Below are 19,390 nucleotides of genomic sequence, written 5' to 3'. Positions count from 1 at the left end.
CTCGTGCTGCAATCCTGGGATGCAATGCAGCGCAGCTTCGCGCAGATGGCAGATCGGGGTTGAGGCCGCACCCGCCTGCGCCTAAGTCTGGTCTCATGCGGTTCATGCGCTCACTCGCCCTCGCGTCGGCCATTGCCTTGCCCGCCACCATGGTGGCGGCACACCCACATGTGTTCGTGGACACGAAACTGCGGGTGGTGGTTGGCGATGACGGTGTCTTTCAAGGGGTCGAGGTGCAGTGGACCTATGACGACTTCTATTCCCTGCTGCTGCTGACCGATTATGGTCTCGACAATGATGGCGATGGTCGCTTGACCGAGAACGAGCTGCGGCGTCTCGATGGGTTCGACCTGCAGTGGATCGCCGGGTTCGAAGGTGACAGCTACGCGCTTCGGAACGGCAAGACGGTCAAGCTCGGCAAACCGCAGGGGCGCGGGACCTCGGTAGAAGCGGGGCGGATCACCACCGTGCATTTCCGGCCGGCCAAGGCAACAGCGGACGGTCTGGTGCTCAAGGCCTACGACCCGACATTCTACACGGCCTACGATCTGATCGGCCCCGTTGCGGTCGAAGGGCCATGCAACGCCGCGATCCAGCCTGCCGACCTGGATGCAGCCTACACCCTGGTCGAGGAGTTGCTCTACGCCACCCCGTCAGCAGAGGTCGAGGATGCCTATCCAGAGGTGGGTGAAGCCTTTGCCGACACGGTCACGCTGTCATGCTCTGGCTGAGGATCGGCGTTCTTCTGACCGTCGTTGCGGCACTGCTCTGGCTCTTCGGCTTTGGCGGTGCTTCGGACATCGGTCAATGGGCCGCGGCGCAACAGCGTGACGCGCAGAATGCGCTGGCGGGCGGGCTGCGCGCGGTCCGTGCGGGCGAGCCGGGGGCCTGGCTCGGCCTGATGGGCCTCTGCGGCGCATACGGCTTCTTCCACGCTGCGGGGCCGGGACATGGCAAGCTGGTGATCGGCGGGTATGGCGCGGCCGAGCAGGTGACGGCCTGGCGGCTGTCATGGCTCGCCGTGGCCTCGTCTCTGGCGCAGGCGCTGGCGGCGATTGTCCTCGTGACACTCGGCGCCTTTGTGCTGGGCTGGGGACGGACGGAAATGACGGATACCGCCGAAAAGGTGCTTGCGCCCGCAAGCTATATCGCGATTGCGCTTGTTGGGCTGTGGCTGGTGGTGCGCGGCCTGCGCCGCGCGCGTGGCGCGCGCACGCACGCGCACGAGATCGATGATCACGGGCATTGCAGCACCTGCGGCCATGCACATGCGCCAACGCCGGCGCAGGCAGCGGCGGTAACGTCCTGGCGCGACGCAGCGGCCATCATCGGCTCCATCGCGATCCGGCCCTGTACGGGGGCGGTCTTCCTCCTGATTCTGTGCTTCGGCCTCGGCATTCCGCTTGCGGGGATTGCCGGAGCCTTTGTCATGGGCCTTGGCACAGCCAGCGTGACGGTGCTGGTGGCGCTCGCCGCCGTCGGGGCACGCCAATCGACCTTTGCAGGTTGGTCCGGGGCAGGGGCCGTGCGCGCCATGGGGCTGATCGAGGTCGTGGCCGGTGCCCTGATCGCCCTGATCGCCACGACGCTGGTCCTGCCGCTGCTCTGATCGACGGCCCCGAAGGGCGGCATCCCGTCACCAGCATCACGCGAGGTCTTCACTTGCTCAAAAAGCAGGCGTAAGGGTGGAGCATGTCCACCCAGCAGATGTCATATCTGGCCCACACACGTGCGGTCCTTGTCCTCGGTCTGCCGCTCATCGGCGGGCATCTCGGGCAGGTGGCGATTGGCGTGACGGATACGGTCATGCTCGGCTGGTACGGGGTGGAGGAACTCGCGGCGCTCGGGGTCGCGGGCAGCTTGTTTTTTGTTCTGTTCCTGATGGGGTCCGGCTTTGCCTGGGCGGTCATGCCCATGGTGGCCTCCTTCCATGCGGAAAGGGACGAGACCAACCTGCGGCGCGCCACGCGCATGGGGATTTGGCTGAGCCTCGGCTTTGCCGTGCTGGCCCTGCCGGTGATGTTGATGTCCGAACGGGTACTCTTGGCACTGGGGCAGACCGAACAGGTGGCGGCACTTGGGGCCGACTACCTCTCCATCGCGGGCTGGGGGATCGTGCCCGCGCTGATGGTGATGGCGATCAAGAGCTATCTTGCTGCCCTCGAGCGGACGCAGATCGTGCTCTGGATCACACTGATCGCGGCGCTGGCCAATGCGCTTGCGAATTACGCCTTCATCTTCGGCAATTGGGGCGCTCCGGCCTGGGGTATCGCAGGGGCTGCCGTGGCGTCGCTTGTGACCCAGTTCGTGATGCTGGCGGGGATCGTCGGTTACGCGCTGATCGCACTGCCGCAACACCAGCTGTTCAAGCGCTTCTGGCGCCCCGATTGGGAGATGCTGGGCCGGGTTTTCCGGCTCGGCTGGCCCATCGGGCTGACCAATCTGAGCGAAGTGGGCCTCTTTGCCGCCTCCGCATTCATGATGGGCTGGCTGGGAACGATCCCGCTTGCGGCCCATAACATCGCGCTGCAATTGGCCTCGATCACGTTCATGGTGCATCTGGGGCTCAGCAACGTGGCGACGATCCGGGCAGGCAACGCCTATGGGCGCGGCGACCTCGACCACATGCTGCGCGGCGCACGCACAGTCATTGTGATGAGCCTGGCCATGGCGCTGGCCACGATCATCCTGTTCATCGCGCTGCCCGAGCCGCTGATTTCCCTGTTCATGGAACGGGACGAGCCAGCGCGGGACCAGATCCTCGAGATCGGGATTGTCCTTCTGGCCCTCGCGGCGCTGTTCCAGCTTGTGGACGGGGCGCAGGTGATTGCGCTGGGGCTCTTGCGCGGGGTGCAGGACACGACTGTGCCCATGGTGCTGGCGGCAGTCTCCTACTGGCTGGTGGGCATGCCCGCGTCTTACGTTCTGGGCTTTGTTCTGGGGTGGGGCGGGGCAGGGGTCTGGCTGGGCCTCGTGCTGGGGTTGGCCTGTGCCGGTGTCGCACTCATGTGGCGCTTCTGGGCTGTATCGGTGCCTGCTCTGCGTCAGCCGAAGCGCGCGGCGGCGGTCTCCACCCCGCAGGCGGGGTGAAGACCAGCGTTCGCAGTCACAAAATGAAGTCTGCCGCTTCGACTGCGTTTACCCATTCAAGCTCGATCATCTCGTCGGCATTGCCATCGCCATCGCTGTCGATCTGCACGAAGTCCCCGTCAAACAACACTTCGGCCTGCGTGCCCGAGAACGTGTCCCCCTCGACAAAGGTCAACCCGCCGAATGCAGTCAGATCCAGCTTGTCGATGATCGACGTAAAGCCGCGGATCACGTCCATCGACGCCTCGGTCACGCCGCTGTCACCGGGATTGAAGACAAATATGTCGCGTGCTTCGATGTCCTCGTAATCCAGCAGCACATCGGCACCGGCACGCCCGGCGATGACATCCTCGCCATTGCCGCCCGACACGGTGTCATTGCCCTTGCCGCCCGACAGCGTGTCGGCCCCGTCACCGCCATGCATGTCATCGGCGCCATCACCGCCCGACAGGCGGTCATCGCCCGCATCCCCGCGCATGCTGTCATTGCCGCCATCGCCGATCAGACGGTCATCATCATCGCCGCCGCGCAACGTGTCGTTGCCTGATCCGCCAAAAAGACTGTCGGACCCTTCCTGCCCGCCAAGCGAATCGTCGCCCGCCGCGCCCAGCAAGGTATCGTTGCCCAGACCGCCATTCGCCGTGTCATCGCCCGAACCGGCATCAATCCGGTCATTGCCCGCCGCGCCATAGGCGTCGTCGTCGCCCGCGTTCATCCATATGTTGTCGTTTCCGTCGCCACCATCGGCCCGGTCGTTGCCGCGTCCGCCGAACATACGGTCATCGCCTTCGTTGCCCCAGACACGGTCATCCCCGTCGTCGCCCGCCAGAAAGTCATCGCCGGTGCCGCCAGAAACGGTGTCGTCATCGTCACCACCGCGCAGCGTGTCATTCCCGGCATCGCCATAAAGCTTGTCTTCACCGGCGCCGCCTTCGATCCGGTCCTTGCCATCGCCACCCCCGAGGGTGTCGTTCCCGTCCTCGCCGTACAGCCGGTCATGGCCCGCGTCGCCGTTCATTTGGTCGTTGCCCGCGCCACCATAGAGACGGTCATTGCCGTCACCACCACCGGCGCGGTCATTGCCGTCGCCTGCATAGATGCGATCATTGCCGGCATCCGCCCAGATCCTGTCATCTCCGCCCCAGGCCTGAAAGATCTCATCATGGCCGATGGCCAGATCAAAGCTGTAATGGCCCGAATGCAGGGTTTCGCCCTCTTCGGTGCCATAGACACGGTTCTGGCCGTTGACGAAAAAGTTCATCCAACCGGCCACATCCTCGACCGTCTCGTTGGCATCGCCGTCTTCGTTCTGGAACCGGCCGTCCACAATGGCAAAGCCCACGTGATAGATGGCGTCCGCAACGGTGTCTATGAAATCTCGCCCCTGAAAGATGTAAGCGCCGCCGTCGCCCTGGACCAGGTGAAACCCGGTTTCGAGATTGCCCTCATCATCGCCGTGGCCTTCGATGAAGGACGCGTAGAGCGCGGGATTGGCGCGGATATGCGCCGACAAAATGACAAGATCATCCGGCGTCAGCTTGCCATCCCGATTGACGCCGGTGGCTGCTATCGCCTGCGCAATGACGTCGTTCATCTGACGGGCGGCGTTGGCCCCCTGCTGTATCTCTGACGGAATGACATTGGCGATCAGACCGGGATCGGCTTCGGTCAGCTCGGTAATGGTTTCAAGGGACAAGGGGGGTGTGATGGCTGGCATGACGCTGGCTCCTTTGTTCGTACACGTTCCGCCCCTTGCATACGCCAGCTCTGACACGAAGCGAGGTGAGCGCAGCGTTCCGGTATCGGCGGAGTTCCGTCGAAAACCGGCGAAAACTACACATAACTTCGGTCGGGAATTGCCGCACGCAAACGGATGCGCACGGGGTCAGGACGCGGAGCCGTTTCCCTTGATCAGGCGGTCCGCCTTTTTACGCACCAGCACCGACCGCAGATCGTGCATCGCCAGCAGCAGCGCGTCGGTGACATTCTCCAACTGCTCATCCGTCGCCCGGCTTTGCGCCCATTGGGTCGTCAGGTTCAGATAGTCCACCGCCCGGTGAATGTCGTCGATGTCACGATGGGCCAGCACCTCGGCCCGGTCCTCCATCCACGCCTCGATCCGCGCCAGATCATCAGGTGACAGTGTTCGGTCACCATGGGGCTTGATCTCGCCATTGCGGATATTCACGACCGCGATCTGGTCCATCTCGATGCGGCGCTGGCGGTTCTCGGTGTCCACCCGAAACACAGCAGCGCCGTTCTCACGCACACGGAAGTAGTAGTCAGGAAGCTCCGCGCCCATTGCCCGTCCCTCGTTATCTCAGCCCCGCACAGAAGGTCTGGATGCGGGTGCAGGCCTCTTTCAGGGCCTCGTCGGACGTAGCGTAGCTGACGCGAAAGTTTGGCGATAGCCCGAATGCGGCACCAAAGACGACGGCAACGCCGGTCTCTTCCAGCAGCGCGGTGCAAAAATCCTCGTCATTCTCGATCTTTACGCCCCCGGCCGAGGTCTTGCCGATGCAGCCCGCAATCGACGGATAGACATAGAATGCCCCGTCCGGCACCGGGCAGGCGATGCCCTCGGCCGCGTTCAACATCTCGACCACCAGATCGCGGCGGCGTTTGAAGATTTCATTGTTGGGCGCGATGAATTCCTGCGTCCCGTTCAGCGCCTCGACGGCTGCGTGCTGGCTGATCGAACAGGGGTTCGAGGTGGATTGCGACTGCACCTTGCGCATCGCCTTGATCAAGTCTTCGGGTCCTGCGGCATAGCCGATGCGCCAGCCGGTCATGGCATAGGCCTTGCTGACGCCGTTGACGGTCAGCGTCCGGTCATAGAGGCGCGGTTCGATCTGGGCAGGGGTCGTGAACTCGAAATCGTCATAGACAAGATGCTCGTACATGTCGTCCGTCATCACCCACACATGCGGGTGCCGCATCAGTACATCGGTGATCTCTTTCAACTCCTCGCGGGTGTACCCCGCGCCCGTCGGGTTCGAGGGCGAGTTGAAAATCAGCCACTTGGTCTTGTCGGTGATGGCGGATTCCAGCTGATCGGCGGTCAGCTTGAACCCGGTCTGCAGTGACGCCTCGGCAATGACGGGTGTGCCGCCCGCGAGCAGGACCATGTCCGGATAGCTGACCCAGTAAGGGGCCGGGATCACGACCTCGTCGCCTTCGTTCAGTGTCGCCATCAGCGCGTTGTATAGGATCTGTTTGCCGCCCGTACCCACGGTCACTTGCGCGGTCGTGTACTCCAACCCATTGTCGCGCTTGAATTTATCGACGATGGCCTGCTTCAGATCTGGAATGCCATCGACCGGGGTATACTTTGTTTTGCCAAGCGCGATGGCCACCACGGCGGCGTCCTTGATGTTCTGCGGCGTATCGAAATCCGGCTCACCCGCGCCCAGGCCGATGATATCCTTGCCCTGCGCTTTCAGGGCAGCCACCTGGCCCGTGAGGGCGACAGTCGGGGACGGTTTGACGCGGTCGAGTGTCGCGGAAAGGAATGTCATGTTGGCCTCTGGGTGCTAGCGCGGTATCCAGCCCCTCATAGGCGGCACCTCGGACGCGATCAAGCGCAACGCCAAAAAGGAGACGACCCTATGGACGATCTACAGGACTGGTACAGCGCCGACGCGGCAACCTTTGGCGACCGTGTGGCAGGCGCGCGCGAACAGGCGGGCATGACGCAAAAACAGCTCGCCAAGCGGCTGGGCGTGCGTCTTGCGACCCTCAAATCCTGGGAAGACGACCTGAGCGAGCCCCGCGCCAACCGCCTGTCGATGATGGCTGGTCTGCTGAACGTCTCGATGATGTGGCTGATCAACGGCGAAGGCGAAGGGCTCGACGCGCCGGTGGAGGAAGAGCCGCTGACCGCAGACATGCGCGACCTGCTGACCGAAGTGCGCGACATGCGCTCCGACATGCTGGCGCGGGCAGAGCAACTGGGACGTCTGGAAAAGAAACTCCGCGCCGCAATGCAGGCCCCCGCTGATGTCTGACGAACCGCGCGAACACCGGCTCAAACGGCTGCACATGCGCTCCATGCGCCGCGGGATCAAGGAGATGGACCTGATCCTGTCGACCTATGCGGGCCGTCATCTGTCGGGCATGACGGATGCCCAGCTTGATACCTATGACGCGATGCTGAACGAAAACGATCAGGATCTCTATCGCTGGGTCACGGGTCAAGAGGCCGCGCCGGACCATATCGCAGCCCTGATCGAAGATGTCTCACGCACGTTTCAGCCCGAAAAATAAGGGCTCTGCTGCACTTAACTGAATATTTCCGAATCATCCCCATCTTCTGATCCGAGCAGATCAGGTCGGAGAAGACGGATGAGCATTCAGGACCCCATTGGCCAGGTCCCCGGGATGGCCGAACGAAACGCAGCGAACGCGGGCTTCATGGTCGGGTATCTTGAGGCGCTGTCGCTGGTGGAGCGGTTGCACAGGTTGCTGCTGGACGTCATCAAGGACGAATTCGAACGTGTCGGGGTGCTGGAAATCAACGCGGTGCAGGCGCTCTTGCTGTTCAACATCGGCGATAACGAGGTGACGGCGGGCGAGCTGAAAAGCCGCGGCTACTACCAGGGCTCCAACGTCAGCTACAATCTCAAGAAGCTGGTCGAAATGGGCTACATGCACCACCAGCGGTGCGAGATTGACCGCCGCTCGGTGCGCGTCAAACTGACCGAAAAGGGGCGCAAGATCCGCGACGTGGTGAACGAATTGTTCCTGCGCCATGCCGAAGGGCTGCAATCCAAGGGGGTGCTCGGCCCCGAGGGGATCATCGACATCACCGCATCGCTCAAGCGGATGGAACGGTACTGGACGGACCAGATCCGCTATATCTACTGACCGCTACTTTGACGACGGGTCTGCATCGGGCACACGGGGCAGGGGCCCCTTGCCCAGAATGATCGTTTCCAACTCGCGCTCAAGTTTGCGTGCCATCGCAGCGGCATAGTCCTCGAACCCCAGCGCCGTTTCGACAAAGCTGTCAGAGCCGACGATGACGTTGTTCTGGAAATAGGCGGACAGGCTCGAAATCTCCGCCTGCCGCGCGTCACCGAAACTGGGCGCGTCCGCACCAATGACCAGCGCATTGATCGTAATACCGGTGGGCGCCACTTCCGGCTTCACATCCACCGGCCTGATGCCCAGGTTCGACTTCCCGTCCCCAGAAATATCCAGCGTCAGCTTCCAGCAGTCCGACCGGTCCATCAGATGCGCCACACCCTCGCGCATGGCGAGGCCCAGTGCCGTGCCCGGGCTGGCCTGCCGCCGCTTGGTCGCGCGCAAATGGCCGATGACGGCATCAAGCGCAGGCGCGCTGTCGATGTCGGTCCACGGCAGGATCACGGCAGGGTCTTCCGGCCCGCTCCATTCGTAGACCAGCAGACTGACCGGCGCAGATGGCATCTGCAATAGAGCCTGCCGCACCCGTCCGCTGTCCAGTGCCTCGGCCAGCCCCTCCATCTGCAACTGATACTCCAGCGCATCAACCGACCCCGACACATCAAGCCCCAACGCCAGCGCCTGCCGACAGGCACCATGCGCACTGGCACCGATCATCGCCGCACAACAGGCCATGATCAGCGCGGCGCCCCTCATCCGCCGCGCTGTCCGGTGTCGAGACTGCCAATGATGGGCGGTGTCAACTCGCGCTCCAGCTTGCGGCGCATTGCGCGTTCGTAGTCTTCGAACCCCTGCGCCACTTCCAGAAACGCACCGGGGCCACGCAACACTTCGCTCTGGTAAAACTCGATCAGCATGGTTTCCGACGTAAACTCGGCCGCATTCACCACCAGCCCGTTCACCGTCACCTCGTCAAAGGCGAACTCGCGATAGGCAAGCTGCGGCCCGAACCCTTCGTTGTTCTGACCGTCACCTGCCATGTCGATGGTGCGGTACAGGCATTCGGGCGCCCTCGCGAGCATCTCGGCGCCAAAGCCCAACGCATAGCCCATGGCGGTCGGAAATTCGTTATGCGACCGCTTGCTGGCCGCCACGGTCTCGGCGGCATCAAGCAAGGTGGCGGGGCTGTCGATCAGCGTCCAGTCCAGCACGACCTCCTGATTGTAGCGGCCCGACCATTCATACACCGCCAGCGCCACCGGCGCGTCGACGGCAAAAAACGCGGCCCGCACCTCGGGCGCCGTCAGCGCGGCCACCAATCCGCCGCGCTGCAACTGGTCCTCTGTCGCATCGACAGAGGACGACACGTCCAGCGCCAAAAGCAGCGCAAGTCTGCACGCCGCGGCAGGGGACGCCGCAACGCACAAGGCCAGGCAGGCCGCGGTTCTTACCAATGGCCCGTGTTTTCCATGCTGGCCCATGGCTCCTGCGCGGGCAGGGCATCACCGGCCTGCAACAGCTCGATCGAGATATTGTCCGGCGACCGGACAAAGGCCATGTGGCCGTCGCGCGGCGGGCGGTTGATGGTCACACCATTGTCCATAAGGTGCTGACACATCTCGTAAATATTGTCGACGCGGTAAGCGAGGTGGCCAAAATGACGGCTGTCGCTGGGCAACTCATCGTCGCCATCCCAGTTATACGTCAACTCGACCGGGCACTCGGGTTGATCGGGCGGCGCCATGAAAATCAGCGAAAACCGCCCGCCTTCACTGTCGTGGCGCCGGGTCTCTTCCAGCCCCAACAGCTTGTAGAACGCCATCGAAGCGTCCAGGTCCTTCACCCGAACCATTGTGTGCAGATAGGTCAAAGCCATGGGGGAGGTCTCCGTCAAACTGTGATTGTTGACGCTAACCTAGCATAGCGCCCGGCGGGCACCAGCGCCTCTCAGAACTTTGATTGGATCCCAAGCGTGATGGTCGTCTCATCGGTCTCGAACCGGTTGACGTTCGAGGTCCGGCGCCCCGTCCGCACGCGAATGGTCGGAGCAAAGCCCGCAAAGTCATAGTCCTTGAAGAACAACGACACGTCACCATAAAGGCTCTCGTCCTGTCGCCCGCCCTGCACGGTCCGGACCAGCCGGTACTCATCGTAATCGGTGTAACCCATCGTCAGGCCGGTCGAGATTTCCATCGGGCCCAACTGCTTGCCAAAGGTGTAACTCGCCCGCACGCTGGCCGTCTGATACGCGGCGTTGACAAAATCGCCCGCAATATCCTGCACCGTCAGTCCGACGCTGAACCGGTCGCCCCGCTCAAGCTTGTGGCTGTAGGTTGCACCAAGTGTCAGCACATCCAGATCGCGCAGATTGGTGCGGGTCGAAAACCGCCGCTCGGCGGCACCGCGCAGCGTCAGGCGACCCACATCGCCCATCTTCAGGCTCCGGCTCAGCGACAATTTGGCAAAGTCATAGGACCGGTCGCCCCCGAACCAGCTTGCGCCCACGGCCCCACCGACCGTCACAAAGTTGCCGCGCTGGCCCAGGGCAAACGTATGTTCGACCCCGGTCTCGGCATAGGTCGACCCGAAGTCGCTGTTGCGCAGGTCGGGCACGCTGGCTTGTGCTTCGTCACTCAGATCGACACGCCGCGTGTAGACGCGGCCCGTTGCGGTGGTCTGGCTCTTTTCGGACTGCGCAACTCTGTAGCGCAGATGCACGTCGAATGTACCGACAATGCCGTCAAGGGCACGCGAGCTGGGTCGAAAGACGCCCAGCGTCGGCACGCCGTTGATCACCTCGAGCACGTTGTCGGTGCCGTTGTTCACATTGTCTGACGGGGCCAGGGACATGTTGATGTTGAAGCGCAGCGGGTTGGCTGCGCGCACACGGCCATAGTCCTGCGCCAGCGCTTTCTCCTGTGCATCCGTATCTGCATGGGTCGCGGCCAGTCGCAACCACCCTTGCGACACGGTGGGCCGTTTCTGCTGAAACGCCACGCTGGCTGCGGTGCGCGCAGCACCGAACTTTTGTTCGGGCGTTTCGCTGTACTTGTAGGACAGGCGCGCAGCCGCCCGGGCCAGTTTCGGATCGTTCAGCCGCGAATGCGCCGCGGCCAGCACCCCGTAGGCGTAGGCATCCTCCGGATCGGTGCGCACCAGAACCATGGCCACGTCACGCGCCAGGTCAAACCGGCCCGCATACAGCGCCTGCCGTGCCAGAACCCGCGCCTGTTCGATGCTGAAGGTTCGGGTGTCGTCAGAGGACTGTGGGTCCGTGGCCCCCGCCGACGCCCAGAGCGTCAGCAAGGCACCAACAAGCGCGCGCTTCATCGGGCCTTACGGCTGCAGCGCGTTTACGCAGACGGGGTCGGTGTCTGCGGCGGTGCACAGGTCCAGGACAAAGACACCCATCTCGATCTCGTTGTCGAAGTCTTCAAGAACGTCGGTCGCGTTGATGCCGCCCGCCATGACCTCCCCGTTCGGTCCACCGATTACCCCGGCGAAATCACCAATATCCGTCCGTTCGGTCGAATCGGGGAAAGCCGGGTCGGTCGTATCCACTTCGATGTTTCCGCTGAAGGTGCCCTCACCGGTCAAGGTCCCGTCCACCAGAACGATATCCTGCATGTCGAAGTTCCCGACTTCCGTAACGGCCGTCCGGTTATAGATCTCGCCCTCGACCGACATTTCGTTCAGATCGACGTTCACGAACATCAGGCCATGCACGTAACCTGCCTGGTTCGGCGTGTTCACATTGGGGTCCACGCCAGGGGTCGGGAAAATATCGGTGCGCGGGCCGTCGACATTCAGACCGGCGGCGTAGTTGCCGTAGTAGGTCACGTCGAACCGGCTCTCGGGCGCGGTGGGGGCCACATATGCGCCGGACCTGTCGAAATAGACGCCACCGAAGAACGTGTTGAACTGCGGACCGGTCAGAACCACACCCGCCTGCACGCCGTCACGGCTTGCCACGAATGCAGTCGCATGACGGCCCAGCGGATCGTTCTGACCTGTAAAGGTCTCGTACCCATCGACAAAGCTGGTGGCCACATGCCGGTACTCGTTGACCAGCGGCACACCATCCTGGGTCAGGCCGGTCACCGTCAGTGTGTTCGTGTCGGCATCAAAGCTGATGCTGTCCAGATCACTCGCGATGATCTCCGGCACGGCCAGCGGGTCCGTCGGATCGGTCGGATCGGTCGGGTCTGTTGGTTCGGTCGGCTCCGTCGGGGTCGTTGGCGTTTCCCCTCCGTCCGTATCTTCTGTCGTAAAGGGGTTGCCGTCCCCGCACGCCGCCAAAAGCGCGGCAAGCGCAAACACTGCTGCTGTCCGTTTCATGCCCGAAAAACCTTTGCGGTTTATATAACTGCCTCTTTTGGCTGAAGACTCCGCGCTAACCCCCCAAAAGTCAACGCTTTCGTATGGGGGGCGATTCGCGCCTCCCAAGAACCGTTGCCAAAAAACCGCCCTTATATAGCGGTTCTCATGTCGGCATCCCCAAGATAAGGTGTAGGCCCGACAGATTCTGTGGATAAAGGACGCGCCCCATGCCGCTCAGCCCCGAACAACAGTCCGAAATCGACGCCCTGCGCGCCCAGTCCACCCAAACGCTCCGCGCCACCGTCCCGGGGATGGAGGCGCACCTGTATAAGGCGCACGAGGTCCTCGACCACGGCTTTGTCCGCGTCATCGACTACATGGGCGACGACGCCGCCATCTGCCAGGCCGCGCGGGTCAGCTACGGCAAGGGCACCAAGTCGGTCCAAAATGACGAGGGGCTGATCCGCTACCTCATGCGCCACTGGCACTCGACCCCGTTCGAGATGTGCGAGATCAAGCTGCACGTCAAACTCCCCGTCTTCGTCGCCCGCCAGTGGATCCGCCACCGCACCGCCAACGTGAACGAATACTCGGCGCGCTACTCGATCCTCGACCGCGAATTCTACATCCCCGCGCAGGACGCACTCGCCGCCCAATCGGTCGTCAACAACCAGGGCAGGGGCGAAGCACTCACGGGCGACGAAGCACAGCGCGTCCTCAACTACCTGCGCGACGACGCCATGCGCTGCTACGACCATTATGAAGAGATGATTTCCCAGGACGGCCAGCAGGGCCTCGCCCGTGAACTCGCCCGCATGAACCTGCCTGCCAATGTCTACACCCAATGGTACTGGAAAGTGGACCTGCACAACCTCTTCCACTTCCTCCGCCTGCGCGCGGACGCCCACGCCCAATACGAAATCCGCGTCTATGCCGATGCGATCTGCGACATGGTCAAGGATTGGGTGCCCGCGGCGTACAAAGCGTTCGAGGATTACCGGATGGGCGGGGCGACACTTTCGGCGACTGCACTGGGGTGCATCCAGCGCATGTTGAAAGGTGAAGAGGTCACGCAGGAAAATTCCGGCATGTCCAAGGGGGAATGGCGGGAGTTTATGGAGGTTATTAGGTGAATGATGACAAAGATAAACGGTGTATATTTTGCCGGGGTAAAGCGACAGGTAAATTCTACCGCTCCAAGGAACACGTGTTGGGGCAGTGGCTTCAACGCGGGTTGTTCAGCTATAACCAGAATTTAAAAGGCAGGCGCAATCATCTCGAAAACCAAGCTGTAAGTGATACAGAGTTTGTAGTGAGACTTGGTGAATTCGCAAAAGCGGGTCACGGGTTACACAGAACGGTGGCAGGCGTCGTTTGCAACACTTGTAACAATGGTTGGCTGAGTGATATACAAAATGCTGCGAAAAAACCATTTACAAAGATTCATAACATAGGACCAGTAAGTTTGTCGGTCAGTGACCAGAAGGATCTGGCACGCTGGGTTTCGCTATTCACTATCTACTGCCGAAATGCACTTGATGACTCCGCTTTAAATGTCGGGGACGTTAGCGGGCAATTTGACCGAAGGCAAATAAGGCGATTATTTTCGGTTGACCATGAAGGCTTCTATTCGGATTCAAGAATCCCTGAAAATTGGCGGGTTTTTGCAATTCGCACAAACCCCTGCCGTACAGATTTAGGTGGTCATAATCTTTTACCGCACGGGATGTCGTTCTACGAAGATACGCCGAACAAGCTGCACGACTGGCTCTTTGTCAACCTGTGTTTTGTTGGTACAAGCTCGTATCTTATTACAAATATGTACTCAATATTTCCAAGCGAAGTGAGGGTTCGGTTATATGAACTAGGTATGCGCGAACTAGCCGCATCAAACGCTGTTGAAATAGACTTTTCGGACAAACAGGTTGATGGGGATATTTTTGAACGTGAGGCGATTTCTTGGATTTCAAAAGTTCGCCTGTCAATTGGCGCTCCAGAAGTGAGATTGAACCATGCTTCATATCTGCCTTGGGAGGGGGAGTGCATTTCAGAACGCGCGAAGTCCTAAAACAGAACTTTGTTGCGTGTGAAACGGTCAACTGGCTTTTCGCGCTCTATTCTTTTCCTGGCTCACACCATAACTACAAACCGCGCCGCACGCCTGTCGCTGCGCCAATCCGCGGCCCGGCGCTGCCCCGGCTCCGCGCACGATCGAAACGTCGGACGGCGGGATGAAATCCCGCCCTACCAAGACATGCCAGCGGGCGGGACAGAGAGCGACCCTCGCCCCCGCCCGCACCATCCCCGCCAACCCGTAGGGCGGGGTTCACCCCGCCATCCCCACCTATCAAACCATCCCCGCAAGCCCGGACCATCCGCCCCAAAACGGTAGGGTGGGGTTCCACCCCACCACCCCAACCACAAGAAAAATCACCCGCATTAACCACCGCCCGGACCCCATCCACGCAAGCACCCCAAAAACACGCAGTTTCACCGCCAAAATGTGCAGTTTCCCCAAAACACGCTCATTTCCCCCGAAATCCGCCCCCTCAAAACACGCAGTTTCCGCCCGAAAATGTGCAGTTTGCCCCCATATCCCGCCGCACAGACACTTCCGCCGCCCCCATCCCCTATGGGTAAACACAAGGCGCGCAGTGTTTAGACACCGTTCACACTCCGGCCCGGTTTTAACCAAAATGAAGGAAATACTTATCCACAGCGCGTCATAAAACTGTTACGTTGGGCACATGATCAGAGCAGCCGTATGTATGACCCTTCTGGCCGCGCCCGTGGCGGCCAATCCCATCGCGGACATCCTCTGCGCGCCCACGAAACAGATGCAGCAAAAGCTGGAACAGCAGTTCCATTCCGCCCGCACGGCCTCCGGCATACGTGCGCCCGATCAGATGATGGAAGTGTGGACGGATGCGCGTGGCGACTGGGCCATGGTGGTGCGCTATGCCAGCGGCACCTCATGCATCGTCTCGATGGGAGAGCATTGGGAAGAAACGGAAAATCCGACCTAGCGGATCGCGCGGTCCCGCAATTGGGCGACCAGCGCGCCGTTCTGATCTTCCCACGTTTTCCAGGCACGATACCCTTCGATCTGCGCCTGCGGCCCGGTCAGATCGCCCGCAAAATGCGCCTTGACCGCGTGGTAGTGCCCCATGCACCGCGCCCATTCGGTGGGCGACGGAAACGTCGTCTCGGCCGAGACTTCACAGGCATAATACAGCGCCAACAGTCGCATCAGTTCGGTCATCTTGGGCACCGATCCTTTGGAAAACTGTTTCCAGCCTAGTCACAATTCCCCAAAATTTGAGTAAATCATGCGTGCGCCGTGCAAATCTCCCAAAAATTCTGGACTTGTGATCACATCACGGGCATCGTGCCCATAGATTTCGTGGTGTGTTGAGAGAACGAGGGAAGATATGCCATTCAAAAAAATATTGGCCACAGCAACAGTTTTTGCAGTCCTGGGCGCCGGCGCCGCACTCGCCCAAAGCCACGGCGGCCCCAAGATCTATGCCTACCACAGCCAGCACAACTACTGCCCCGCCGGGCTTCAACCGGTGACAATGGATGGCGTGATTTGCTGCGGTCGTCCGAACCAGGGCATCAGCTACCAGCAAGCGCTGGCGCACCCGGTCAAGAAACGTGTGAAGCATGTGCGCCACGTACGCCAAAGCAGCTGCCCCGTCGGGACCAAAGGCTGCACCTACGACTGATCTGATCGCACCTGGATCAAGCGGCGCAGGATGGCATATCGTGCGCCGCCTGTTCGCGTCTTGGCGCTAGAGCAGTTTCAACTCGCCTGCCATCTGGCGCCCATCGCGCCCTTCGAGCAGTTCGAAACTCACTTTTTGATTGTCGGCCAGCCCGGTCAGTCCAGACCGTTCCACCGCTGAAATGTGAACAAAAACGTCCTTGCCGCCCTCGTCTGGGGCGATAAAACCGTAGCCTTTCGTGGTGTTGAACCACTTCACGGTGCCAGTTGGCATGTTCCCGTGCCTCCTTTACCTTGCAGTCTCCCCCGCGTCGGTCGTTCGGGCAGGGGCCTTGGACAACCCAGTCAAAACGACTGCGCCGCTCATTCAGAGATTGCCCTCAGTGCGGGAAAATCAAGGTTGGGCCTCGCATTCCGCGCGAGATGCCGCTTAATTCTACGCAAAAGTGAGGTCGAGATATGGAAATATACGGATTGAAAACTTGTGACACCTGCCGCAAGGCCATCAAGGCCTTGCCAGATGCGCATTTTGTGGACGTGCGGGCCGACGGTGTGCCCACCGATGTGATGGATGCAGCCCTCGCCACTTTCGGCGAAAAACTCGTCAATACGCGCTCCACCACATGGCGCGGGCTGTCGGAGGAGGAGCGCAAGGGCGCGCCGAAGGACTTGCTCGCGGCGCATCCCACGCTGATGAAACGGCCATTGATCGCGACCAACGGCAGCCTGCACCTTGGTTGGACCAAGGACGTGCAAGCCGCCCTCGGCGTGGACTAGGCGGCGGCTGGCGCGGCCTTCGGGGCAAGGGCGCGATCGAATGAGATCGGCCCGGCCCCTTTGATCACCAGAAGCAGCAGCAAGAACACCCACAGGGACCGCTGGTCCATGATCAGGCTGTTTGATGGCGCGTCGAACCACGCCCCCAGCACCAGCCCGTCGCCCCACTTGTCGTGGCCGTTCAGGTCGGTCAGCGATTGCACTACGATAAATCCGATCATGCCCAGCGACGCGAGCCGCGTCAGCAGGCCAATGATAATCAGCAGGGGCAGCACGAACTCTGCCACCGTGCCCGCGGTCACGACCGCCCAGTGATAAACGCCCAGCTGTGTCACGTCGTAGCCGACGTTTTCCATCACCTTGGGAAAGATCTGCGCATAGGCCCCCAGCGATGGTTGGAAGATGCCAAATATGCCGTCGCCCAGCTTCGTCAGGCCAGATACCCAGAAATATACGGCCAGCACGGCGGCGAACAGGAAACGGGCAAGGGTCGGCAACAGCCAGTCCGCGCGTTCAAGCGGGCCAAAGATTGCGGCGTGCAGGCGGGTCAGGGCAGTCATGGGGTCAGTCCTTTGGAGTGGTGATGTCGGTCAAGGCGTTGTGCTGGATCAGAAGGGTCAGCAGGGGTCCAAGGTCGAAATTCGCGTCGATGGCAGTCGCGGCATCCACGGCGTTTTCCAGCGTTGCACCATCGATTATGGCCTGTATCCACGCGGCCTGTGCCGGCGTCAGCGCGTGCGGTTCGGGGTCAAACTTAGCGCGCGTGACGAGAACCGGTTGAGCGATACTGCGTGGTTTTTGCGCGCCCGCCCGGGTGTTGTAGCACCAGATATCATGGATGGGCCAACGGGAGTGCACCAGTTGAACGGCCGGAGACAGGTGCAAGCGGGTCTGCATCAGCACCTCCGGTGGTAGAGCGCCAAGCCGGGCTGCATCCAGCGGCGTACTGTCCGCCGCGTGATACGCATGGCGCAAGGCCAGTTCGAGGCGGGCGATGTCAGGCAGGTAGCCGATACGCGCCAGCGGTTCGAACCCATCCAGAAACGCGGGCAAAGCCGCGCCATAGTGCATCATCAGCGGCGACGTCGGCGGGTGCGCACGCGCAAAGACCCGAGCCAGTTGATCGAAGTTCTGATCGCCAAGCAGCTTGCACAGAACCGGAAAGCCGGTGCGCAATGCGTCGATCAGTGCGACGGTGACGTTGTTGCGATAGACAGCGAAGCGGCGCTTTGTCGGCTGACCTGCCGGATCGGTCAGCCCGTCCGGCACTGCGCGCTCCGGATCAAGGAGTGCGGCGCGAAAGTCGGCTTGCGTGGTGGTCATCACGTCACCCGGCAGGGACGGCGGCCAGTGCGCTGGCGGCACGGTCGGCCTCGGCCCGCAGGGTGGGCCAGTCGGGCACGTCGTTGTCCCATTCGACCAGCACAGGCGCAGGTCCCGTACCGGCAAGCGCGTGGTCCAGCAGCGCCCAGACCGGCTCTGCTGCCTCGCGCCCGTGGCTATCGATGAGCAGCGGCGCGCCGTGGTCGTCTTCGTCCTCATCATGGCCGCCGACATGGATTTCTCCAACGGCGGTAAGGGGATAGGCGTCGAGATAGGACTGCGGTGTGTAATCCAGATTGGTTGCTGAAATGAACACGTTGTTCACGTCGAGCAGCAGGCCACAACCGGTGCGACGCACCAGCTCGGCCAGGAAATCGGTTTCGGACCAGGTGCTTTCGGCAAAGGCCAGATAGCTTGAGGGGTTTTCCAAGAGCATCCGGCGGCCAAGCACGTCCTGAACCTCATCGATATGGTCCGCAACGCGGATCAGAGTCGCATCGGTGTAGGGCAGGGGCAGCAGGTCATCCAGAAACTCGGCCCCATGGGTCGACCACGCCAGATGTTCGGAAAAGCTGGCCGGTTCCAGCCAGCCCACCAGCGCCTTCAAACGGGCCAGATGATCCGGATCCAGGCGCCCTTCGCCACCGATCGACAGGCCGACGCCGTGGACCGAAATGGCAAAATCCTCGCGCAGCGCGCGCAGTTGGGCATGTGGACGGCCACCATCGCCCATGTAGTTTTCCGCGTGTATTTCCAGCCACTTGACTGGGCCGGGCGCCGCGCGCAGATCGGCAAAATGCTGTGCCTTGTATCCCACGCCGGGGGCTGCGGGCAGGCGGGGCGGTGTCAATGTCGCATCCAGCATGTCGGAACCTTGGGGGCAGGGGATCAGGCAGGGGTGCCAGGCCCTGTGGGGCCCGGCGCAGGCGTGTGACGCGCCTTATGCGGAGGGCAGATCGCGGTTCAGCTCTTCCAGCGAGCCGGTGCGCGGTGTGCCGTCTGCCATGGCGGGCAGGTCGATCTCGGCGCAGGTGCCGGCGTCAACCAGCGTCCAGGCATTGCCCTGGTAGTCCACTGTCGAGGTGCCAGCGCAAGTGGTGCCGGGGCCGGCAGCGCAATCGTTCTCGCCAGCCAGCGAGATGCCATAGCATTTCTCTTTGCCTGCCGCTTCGGCGGTCGTGGCGGAATGGGCGGTCATGGCGGCGGCAACAGCGCCAACAATTGCAACGGATTTCATTGTCTTCGACATCTTCAAACTTCCCTTTCGGATATCGGTTACTCTGTGTT

The 19,390-nt window shown here is 61.7% G+C and carries 25 protein-coding genes; 11 read left to right on the top strand and 14 right to left on the bottom strand.

The window, feature by feature from the left end:
• Positions 1-95 precede the first annotated feature (95 nt).
• The 3 genes from KJP29_RS07905 to KJP29_RS07895 all read left to right on the top strand — a co-directional run bounded on the left by KJP29_RS07905 (position 96) and on the right by KJP29_RS07895 (position 3,090).
• On the top strand, positions 96-731 hold the full coding sequence (locus tag KJP29_RS07905; RefSeq protein ID WP_255553507.1) for a DUF1007 family protein: 636 nt from the start codon (positions 96-98) through the stop codon (positions 729-731).
• On the top strand, positions 719-1,609 hold the full coding sequence (locus tag KJP29_RS07900) for a nickel/cobalt transporter (RefSeq protein ID WP_218463050.1): 891 nt from the start codon (positions 719-721) through the stop codon (positions 1,607-1,609). The genes KJP29_RS07905 and KJP29_RS07900 overlap by 13 nt, the downstream gene beginning before the upstream one ends.
• An 83-nt stretch (positions 1,610-1,692) precedes the next feature.
• Complete coding sequence (locus tag KJP29_RS07895) at positions 1,693-3,090, top strand: MATE family efflux transporter (RefSeq protein ID WP_255553506.1); 1,398 nt, start codon at positions 1,693-1,695, stop codon at positions 3,088-3,090.
• 16 nt (positions 3,091-3,106) lie between these two features.
• Here the strand turns inward: KJP29_RS07895 and KJP29_RS07890 are convergent, their stop codons facing one another.
• From KJP29_RS07890 to KJP29_RS07880, 3 genes are all read right to left on the bottom strand, one after another.
• The gene (locus KJP29_RS07890) at positions 3,107-4,807 is read right to left on the bottom strand and encodes a calcium-binding protein (protein WP_218463049.1); all 1,701 of its coding nucleotides are present in this window, start codon (positions 4,805-4,807) and stop codon (positions 3,107-3,109) included.
• A gap of 168 nt (positions 4,808-4,975) precedes the next feature.
• Positions 4,976-5,392: a hypothetical protein gene (locus tag KJP29_RS07885; RefSeq protein WP_218463048.1), complete on the bottom strand. Its 417-nt coding sequence runs from the start codon at positions 5,390-5,392 to the stop codon at positions 4,976-4,978.
• Between the two features lie 13 nt (positions 5,393-5,405).
• A complete protein-coding gene (locus KJP29_RS07880) occupies positions 5,406-6,608 on the bottom strand; it encodes a pyridoxal phosphate-dependent aminotransferase (RefSeq protein ID WP_218463047.1) in 1,203 nt (400 codons plus the stop codon).
• A 90-nt stretch (positions 6,609-6,698) separates the two neighbouring features.
• Between KJP29_RS07880 and KJP29_RS07875 the strand changes: the two genes are divergently transcribed.
• The 3 genes from KJP29_RS07875 (at position 6,699) to KJP29_RS07865 (ending at position 7,956) form a co-directional block, all read left to right on the top strand.
• The gene (locus KJP29_RS07875; RefSeq protein ID WP_218463046.1) at positions 6,699-7,097 is read left to right on the top strand and encodes a helix-turn-helix domain-containing protein; all 399 of its coding nucleotides are present in this window, start codon (positions 6,699-6,701) and stop codon (positions 7,095-7,097) included.
• Positions 7,090-7,356, top strand: coding sequence for a succinate dehydrogenase assembly factor 2 (locus KJP29_RS07870; protein WP_218463045.1), 267 nt, complete (start codon positions 7,090-7,092; stop codon positions 7,354-7,356). Before KJP29_RS07875 ends, KJP29_RS07870 begins: the two co-directional genes overlap by 8 nt.
• A gap of 78 nt (positions 7,357-7,434) precedes the next feature.
• A complete protein-coding gene (locus tag KJP29_RS07865; protein ID WP_370630849.1) occupies positions 7,435-7,956 on the top strand; it encodes a MarR family winged helix-turn-helix transcriptional regulator in 522 nt (173 codons plus the stop codon).
• A gap of 3 nt (positions 7,957-7,959) precedes the next feature.
• Here the strand turns inward: KJP29_RS07865 and KJP29_RS07860 are convergent, their stop codons facing one another.
• The 5 genes from KJP29_RS07860 to KJP29_RS07840 all read right to left on the bottom strand — a co-directional run bounded on the left by KJP29_RS07860 (position 7,960) and on the right by KJP29_RS07840 (position 12,294).
• The gene (locus KJP29_RS07860) at positions 7,960-8,712 is read right to left on the bottom strand and encodes a DUF1194 domain-containing protein (protein ID WP_218463044.1); all 753 of its coding nucleotides are present in this window, start codon (positions 8,710-8,712) and stop codon (positions 7,960-7,962) included.
• Complete coding sequence (locus KJP29_RS07855) at positions 8,709-9,437, bottom strand: DUF1194 domain-containing protein (RefSeq protein ID WP_218463043.1); 729 nt, start codon at positions 9,435-9,437, stop codon at positions 8,709-8,711. The genes KJP29_RS07860 and KJP29_RS07855 overlap by 4 nt, the downstream gene beginning before the upstream one ends.
• Positions 9,404-9,832 carry a VOC family protein gene (locus KJP29_RS07850; protein ID WP_218463042.1) on the bottom strand — a complete coding sequence of 143 codons (429 nt, stop codon included), beginning with the start codon at positions 9,830-9,832 and terminating at the stop codon, positions 9,404-9,406. The genes KJP29_RS07855 and KJP29_RS07850 overlap by 34 nt, the downstream gene beginning before the upstream one ends.
• A gap of 71 nt (positions 9,833-9,903) precedes the next feature.
• Positions 9,904-11,286 (bottom strand): surface lipoprotein assembly modifier, encoded by a 1,383-nt coding sequence (locus KJP29_RS07845; protein ID WP_218463041.1) that lies wholly within the window; start codon positions 11,284-11,286, stop codon positions 9,904-9,906.
• Between the two features lie 6 nt (positions 11,287-11,292).
• Positions 11,293-12,294, bottom strand: a complete 1,002-nt coding sequence (locus KJP29_RS07840; protein ID WP_218463040.1) for a hypothetical protein — start codon at positions 12,292-12,294, stop codon at positions 11,293-11,295.
• A 209-nt stretch (positions 12,295-12,503) separates the two neighbouring features.
• Between KJP29_RS07840 and thyX the strand changes: the two genes are divergently transcribed.
• From thyX to KJP29_RS07825, 3 genes are all read left to right on the top strand, one after another.
• Entirely contained in the window at positions 12,504-13,409 is a 906-nt protein-coding gene (gene thyX, locus KJP29_RS07835) for an FAD-dependent thymidylate synthase (protein WP_218463039.1), read from the top strand.
• A complete protein-coding gene (locus tag KJP29_RS07830) occupies positions 13,406-14,344 on the top strand; it encodes a hypothetical protein (protein WP_218463038.1) in 939 nt (312 codons plus the stop codon). Before thyX ends, KJP29_RS07830 begins: the two co-directional genes overlap by 4 nt.
• A 700-nt stretch (positions 14,345-15,044) precedes the next feature.
• Positions 15,045-15,302 carry a hypothetical protein gene (locus tag KJP29_RS07825; RefSeq protein ID WP_218463037.1) on the top strand — a complete coding sequence of 86 codons (258 nt, stop codon included), beginning with the start codon at positions 15,045-15,047 and terminating at the stop codon, positions 15,300-15,302.
• Here KJP29_RS07825 and KJP29_RS07820 read toward each other — a convergent pair.
• On the bottom strand, positions 15,299-15,538 hold the full coding sequence (locus tag KJP29_RS07820) for a hypothetical protein (RefSeq protein ID WP_218463036.1): 240 nt from the start codon (positions 15,536-15,538) through the stop codon (positions 15,299-15,301). The genes KJP29_RS07825 and KJP29_RS07820 overlap by 4 nt on opposite strands.
• 169 nt (positions 15,539-15,707) lie before the next feature.
• Between KJP29_RS07820 and KJP29_RS07815 the strand changes: the two genes are divergently transcribed.
• Positions 15,708-16,004, top strand: a complete 297-nt coding sequence (locus KJP29_RS07815; protein ID WP_218463035.1) for a hypothetical protein — start codon at positions 15,708-15,710, stop codon at positions 16,002-16,004.
• Between the two features lie 66 nt (positions 16,005-16,070).
• Here KJP29_RS07815 and KJP29_RS07810 read toward each other — a convergent pair whose 3' ends face one another.
• Positions 16,071-16,277, bottom strand: coding sequence for a cold-shock protein (locus KJP29_RS07810; protein ID WP_039682550.1), 207 nt, complete (start codon positions 16,275-16,277; stop codon positions 16,071-16,073).
• A 185-nt stretch (positions 16,278-16,462) separates the two neighbouring features.
• Here KJP29_RS07810 and KJP29_RS07805 point away from each other — a divergent pair, with 185 nt between their 5' ends.
• On the top strand, positions 16,463-16,780 hold the full coding sequence (locus KJP29_RS07805; RefSeq protein WP_218463034.1) for an ArsC/Spx/MgsR family protein: 318 nt from the start codon (positions 16,463-16,465) through the stop codon (positions 16,778-16,780).
• On the opposite strand, the gene KJP29_RS07800 is transcribed toward KJP29_RS07805, so the two are convergent.
• From KJP29_RS07800 to KJP29_RS07785, 4 genes are all read right to left on the bottom strand, one after another.
• Positions 16,777-17,340 carry a DoxX family membrane protein gene (locus KJP29_RS07800; protein WP_218463033.1) on the bottom strand — a complete coding sequence of 188 codons (564 nt, stop codon included), beginning with the start codon at positions 17,338-17,340 and terminating at the stop codon, positions 16,777-16,779. The two genes, KJP29_RS07805 and KJP29_RS07800, sit on opposite strands and share 4 nt — an antisense overlap.
• A 4-nt stretch (positions 17,341-17,344) precedes the next feature.
• Positions 17,345-18,103 (bottom strand): DUF2063 domain-containing protein, encoded by a 759-nt coding sequence (locus KJP29_RS07795; RefSeq protein ID WP_218463032.1) that lies wholly within the window; start codon positions 18,101-18,103, stop codon positions 17,345-17,347.
• Between the two features lie 4 nt (positions 18,104-18,107).
• A complete protein-coding gene (locus KJP29_RS07790) occupies positions 18,108-18,968 on the bottom strand; it encodes a DUF692 family multinuclear iron-containing protein (RefSeq protein ID WP_218463031.1) in 861 nt (286 codons plus the stop codon).
• 75 nt (positions 18,969-19,043) lie between these two features.
• The gene (locus tag KJP29_RS07785; RefSeq protein ID WP_218463030.1) at positions 19,044-19,352 is read right to left on the bottom strand and encodes a DUF2282 domain-containing protein; all 309 of its coding nucleotides are present in this window, start codon (positions 19,350-19,352) and stop codon (positions 19,044-19,046) included.
• Positions 19,353-19,390: the final 38 nt, after the last annotated feature.

Source organism: Maritimibacter sp. DP1N21-5, from assembly GCF_019218295.1.
Lineage (GTDB): Bacteria > Pseudomonadota > Alphaproteobacteria > Rhodobacterales > Rhodobacteraceae > Maritimibacter.
The sequence above is the reverse complement of the archived record's forward strand: the minus strand, read 5'-3'. Positions and strand labels throughout refer to the sequence as shown.

Excerpts from the sequence above, each read along its gene's own strand:
- KJP29_RS07905 (WP_255553507.1), top strand. The coding sequence starts at position 96 with ATGCGGTTCATGCGCTCACTCGCCCTCGCGTCGGCCATTGCCTTGCCC.
- KJP29_RS07900 (WP_218463050.1), top strand. The coding sequence starts at position 719 with ATGCTCTGGCTGAGGATCGGCGTTCTTCTGACCGTCGTTGCGGCACTG.
- KJP29_RS07895 (WP_255553506.1), top strand. The coding sequence starts at position 1,693 with ATGTCCACCCAGCAGATGTCATATCTGGCCCACACACGTGCGGTCCTT.
- KJP29_RS07890 (WP_218463049.1), bottom strand. The coding sequence starts at position 4,807 with ATGCCAGCCATCACACCCCCCTTGTCCCTTGAAACCATTACCGAGCTG.
- KJP29_RS07885 (WP_218463048.1), bottom strand. The coding sequence starts at position 5,392 with ATGGGCGCGGAGCTTCCTGACTACTACTTCCGTGTGCGTGAGAACGGC.
- KJP29_RS07880 (WP_218463047.1), bottom strand. The coding sequence starts at position 6,608 with ATGACATTCCTTTCCGCGACACTCGACCGCGTCAAACCGTCCCCGACT.
- KJP29_RS07875 (WP_218463046.1), top strand. The coding sequence starts at position 6,699 with ATGGACGATCTACAGGACTGGTACAGCGCCGACGCGGCAACCTTTGGC.
- KJP29_RS07870 (WP_218463045.1), top strand. The coding sequence starts at position 7,090 with ATGTCTGACGAACCGCGCGAACACCGGCTCAAACGGCTGCACATGCGC.
- KJP29_RS07865 (WP_370630849.1), top strand. The coding sequence starts at position 7,435 with ATGAGCATTCAGGACCCCATTGGCCAGGTCCCCGGGATGGCCGAACGA.
- KJP29_RS07860 (WP_218463044.1), bottom strand. The coding sequence starts at position 8,712 with ATGAGGGGCGCCGCGCTGATCATGGCCTGTTGTGCGGCGATGATCGGT.
- KJP29_RS07855 (WP_218463043.1), bottom strand. The coding sequence starts at position 9,437 with ATGGGCCAGCATGGAAAACACGGGCCATTGGTAAGAACCGCGGCCTGC.
- KJP29_RS07850 (WP_218463042.1), bottom strand. The coding sequence starts at position 9,832 with ATGGCTTTGACCTATCTGCACACAATGGTTCGGGTGAAGGACCTGGAC.
- KJP29_RS07845 (WP_218463041.1), bottom strand. The coding sequence starts at position 11,286 with ATGAAGCGCGCGCTTGTTGGTGCCTTGCTGACGCTCTGGGCGTCGGCG.
- KJP29_RS07840 (WP_218463040.1), bottom strand. The coding sequence starts at position 12,294 with ATGAAACGGACAGCAGCAGTGTTTGCGCTTGCCGCGCTTTTGGCGGCG.
- thyX (WP_218463039.1), top strand. The coding sequence starts at position 12,504 with ATGCCGCTCAGCCCCGAACAACAGTCCGAAATCGACGCCCTGCGCGCC.
- KJP29_RS07825 (WP_218463037.1), top strand. The coding sequence starts at position 15,045 with ATGACCCTTCTGGCCGCGCCCGTGGCGGCCAATCCCATCGCGGACATC.
- KJP29_RS07820 (WP_218463036.1), bottom strand. The coding sequence starts at position 15,538 with ATGACCGAACTGATGCGACTGTTGGCGCTGTATTATGCCTGTGAAGTC.
- KJP29_RS07815 (WP_218463035.1), top strand. The coding sequence starts at position 15,708 with ATGCCATTCAAAAAAATATTGGCCACAGCAACAGTTTTTGCAGTCCTG.
- KJP29_RS07810 (WP_039682550.1), bottom strand. The coding sequence starts at position 16,277 with ATGCCAACTGGCACCGTGAAGTGGTTCAACACCACGAAAGGCTACGGT.
- KJP29_RS07805 (WP_218463034.1), top strand. The coding sequence starts at position 16,463 with ATGGAAATATACGGATTGAAAACTTGTGACACCTGCCGCAAGGCCATC.
- KJP29_RS07800 (WP_218463033.1), bottom strand. The coding sequence starts at position 17,340 with ATGACTGCCCTGACCCGCCTGCACGCCGCAATCTTTGGCCCGCTTGAA.
- KJP29_RS07795 (WP_218463032.1), bottom strand. The coding sequence starts at position 18,103 with ATGACCACCACGCAAGCCGACTTTCGCGCCGCACTCCTTGATCCGGAG.
- KJP29_RS07790 (WP_218463031.1), bottom strand. The coding sequence starts at position 18,968 with ATGCTGGATGCGACATTGACACCGCCCCGCCTGCCCGCAGCCCCCGGC.
- KJP29_RS07785 (WP_218463030.1), bottom strand. The coding sequence starts at position 19,352 with ATGTCGAAGACAATGAAATCCGTTGCAATTGTTGGCGCTGTTGCCGCC.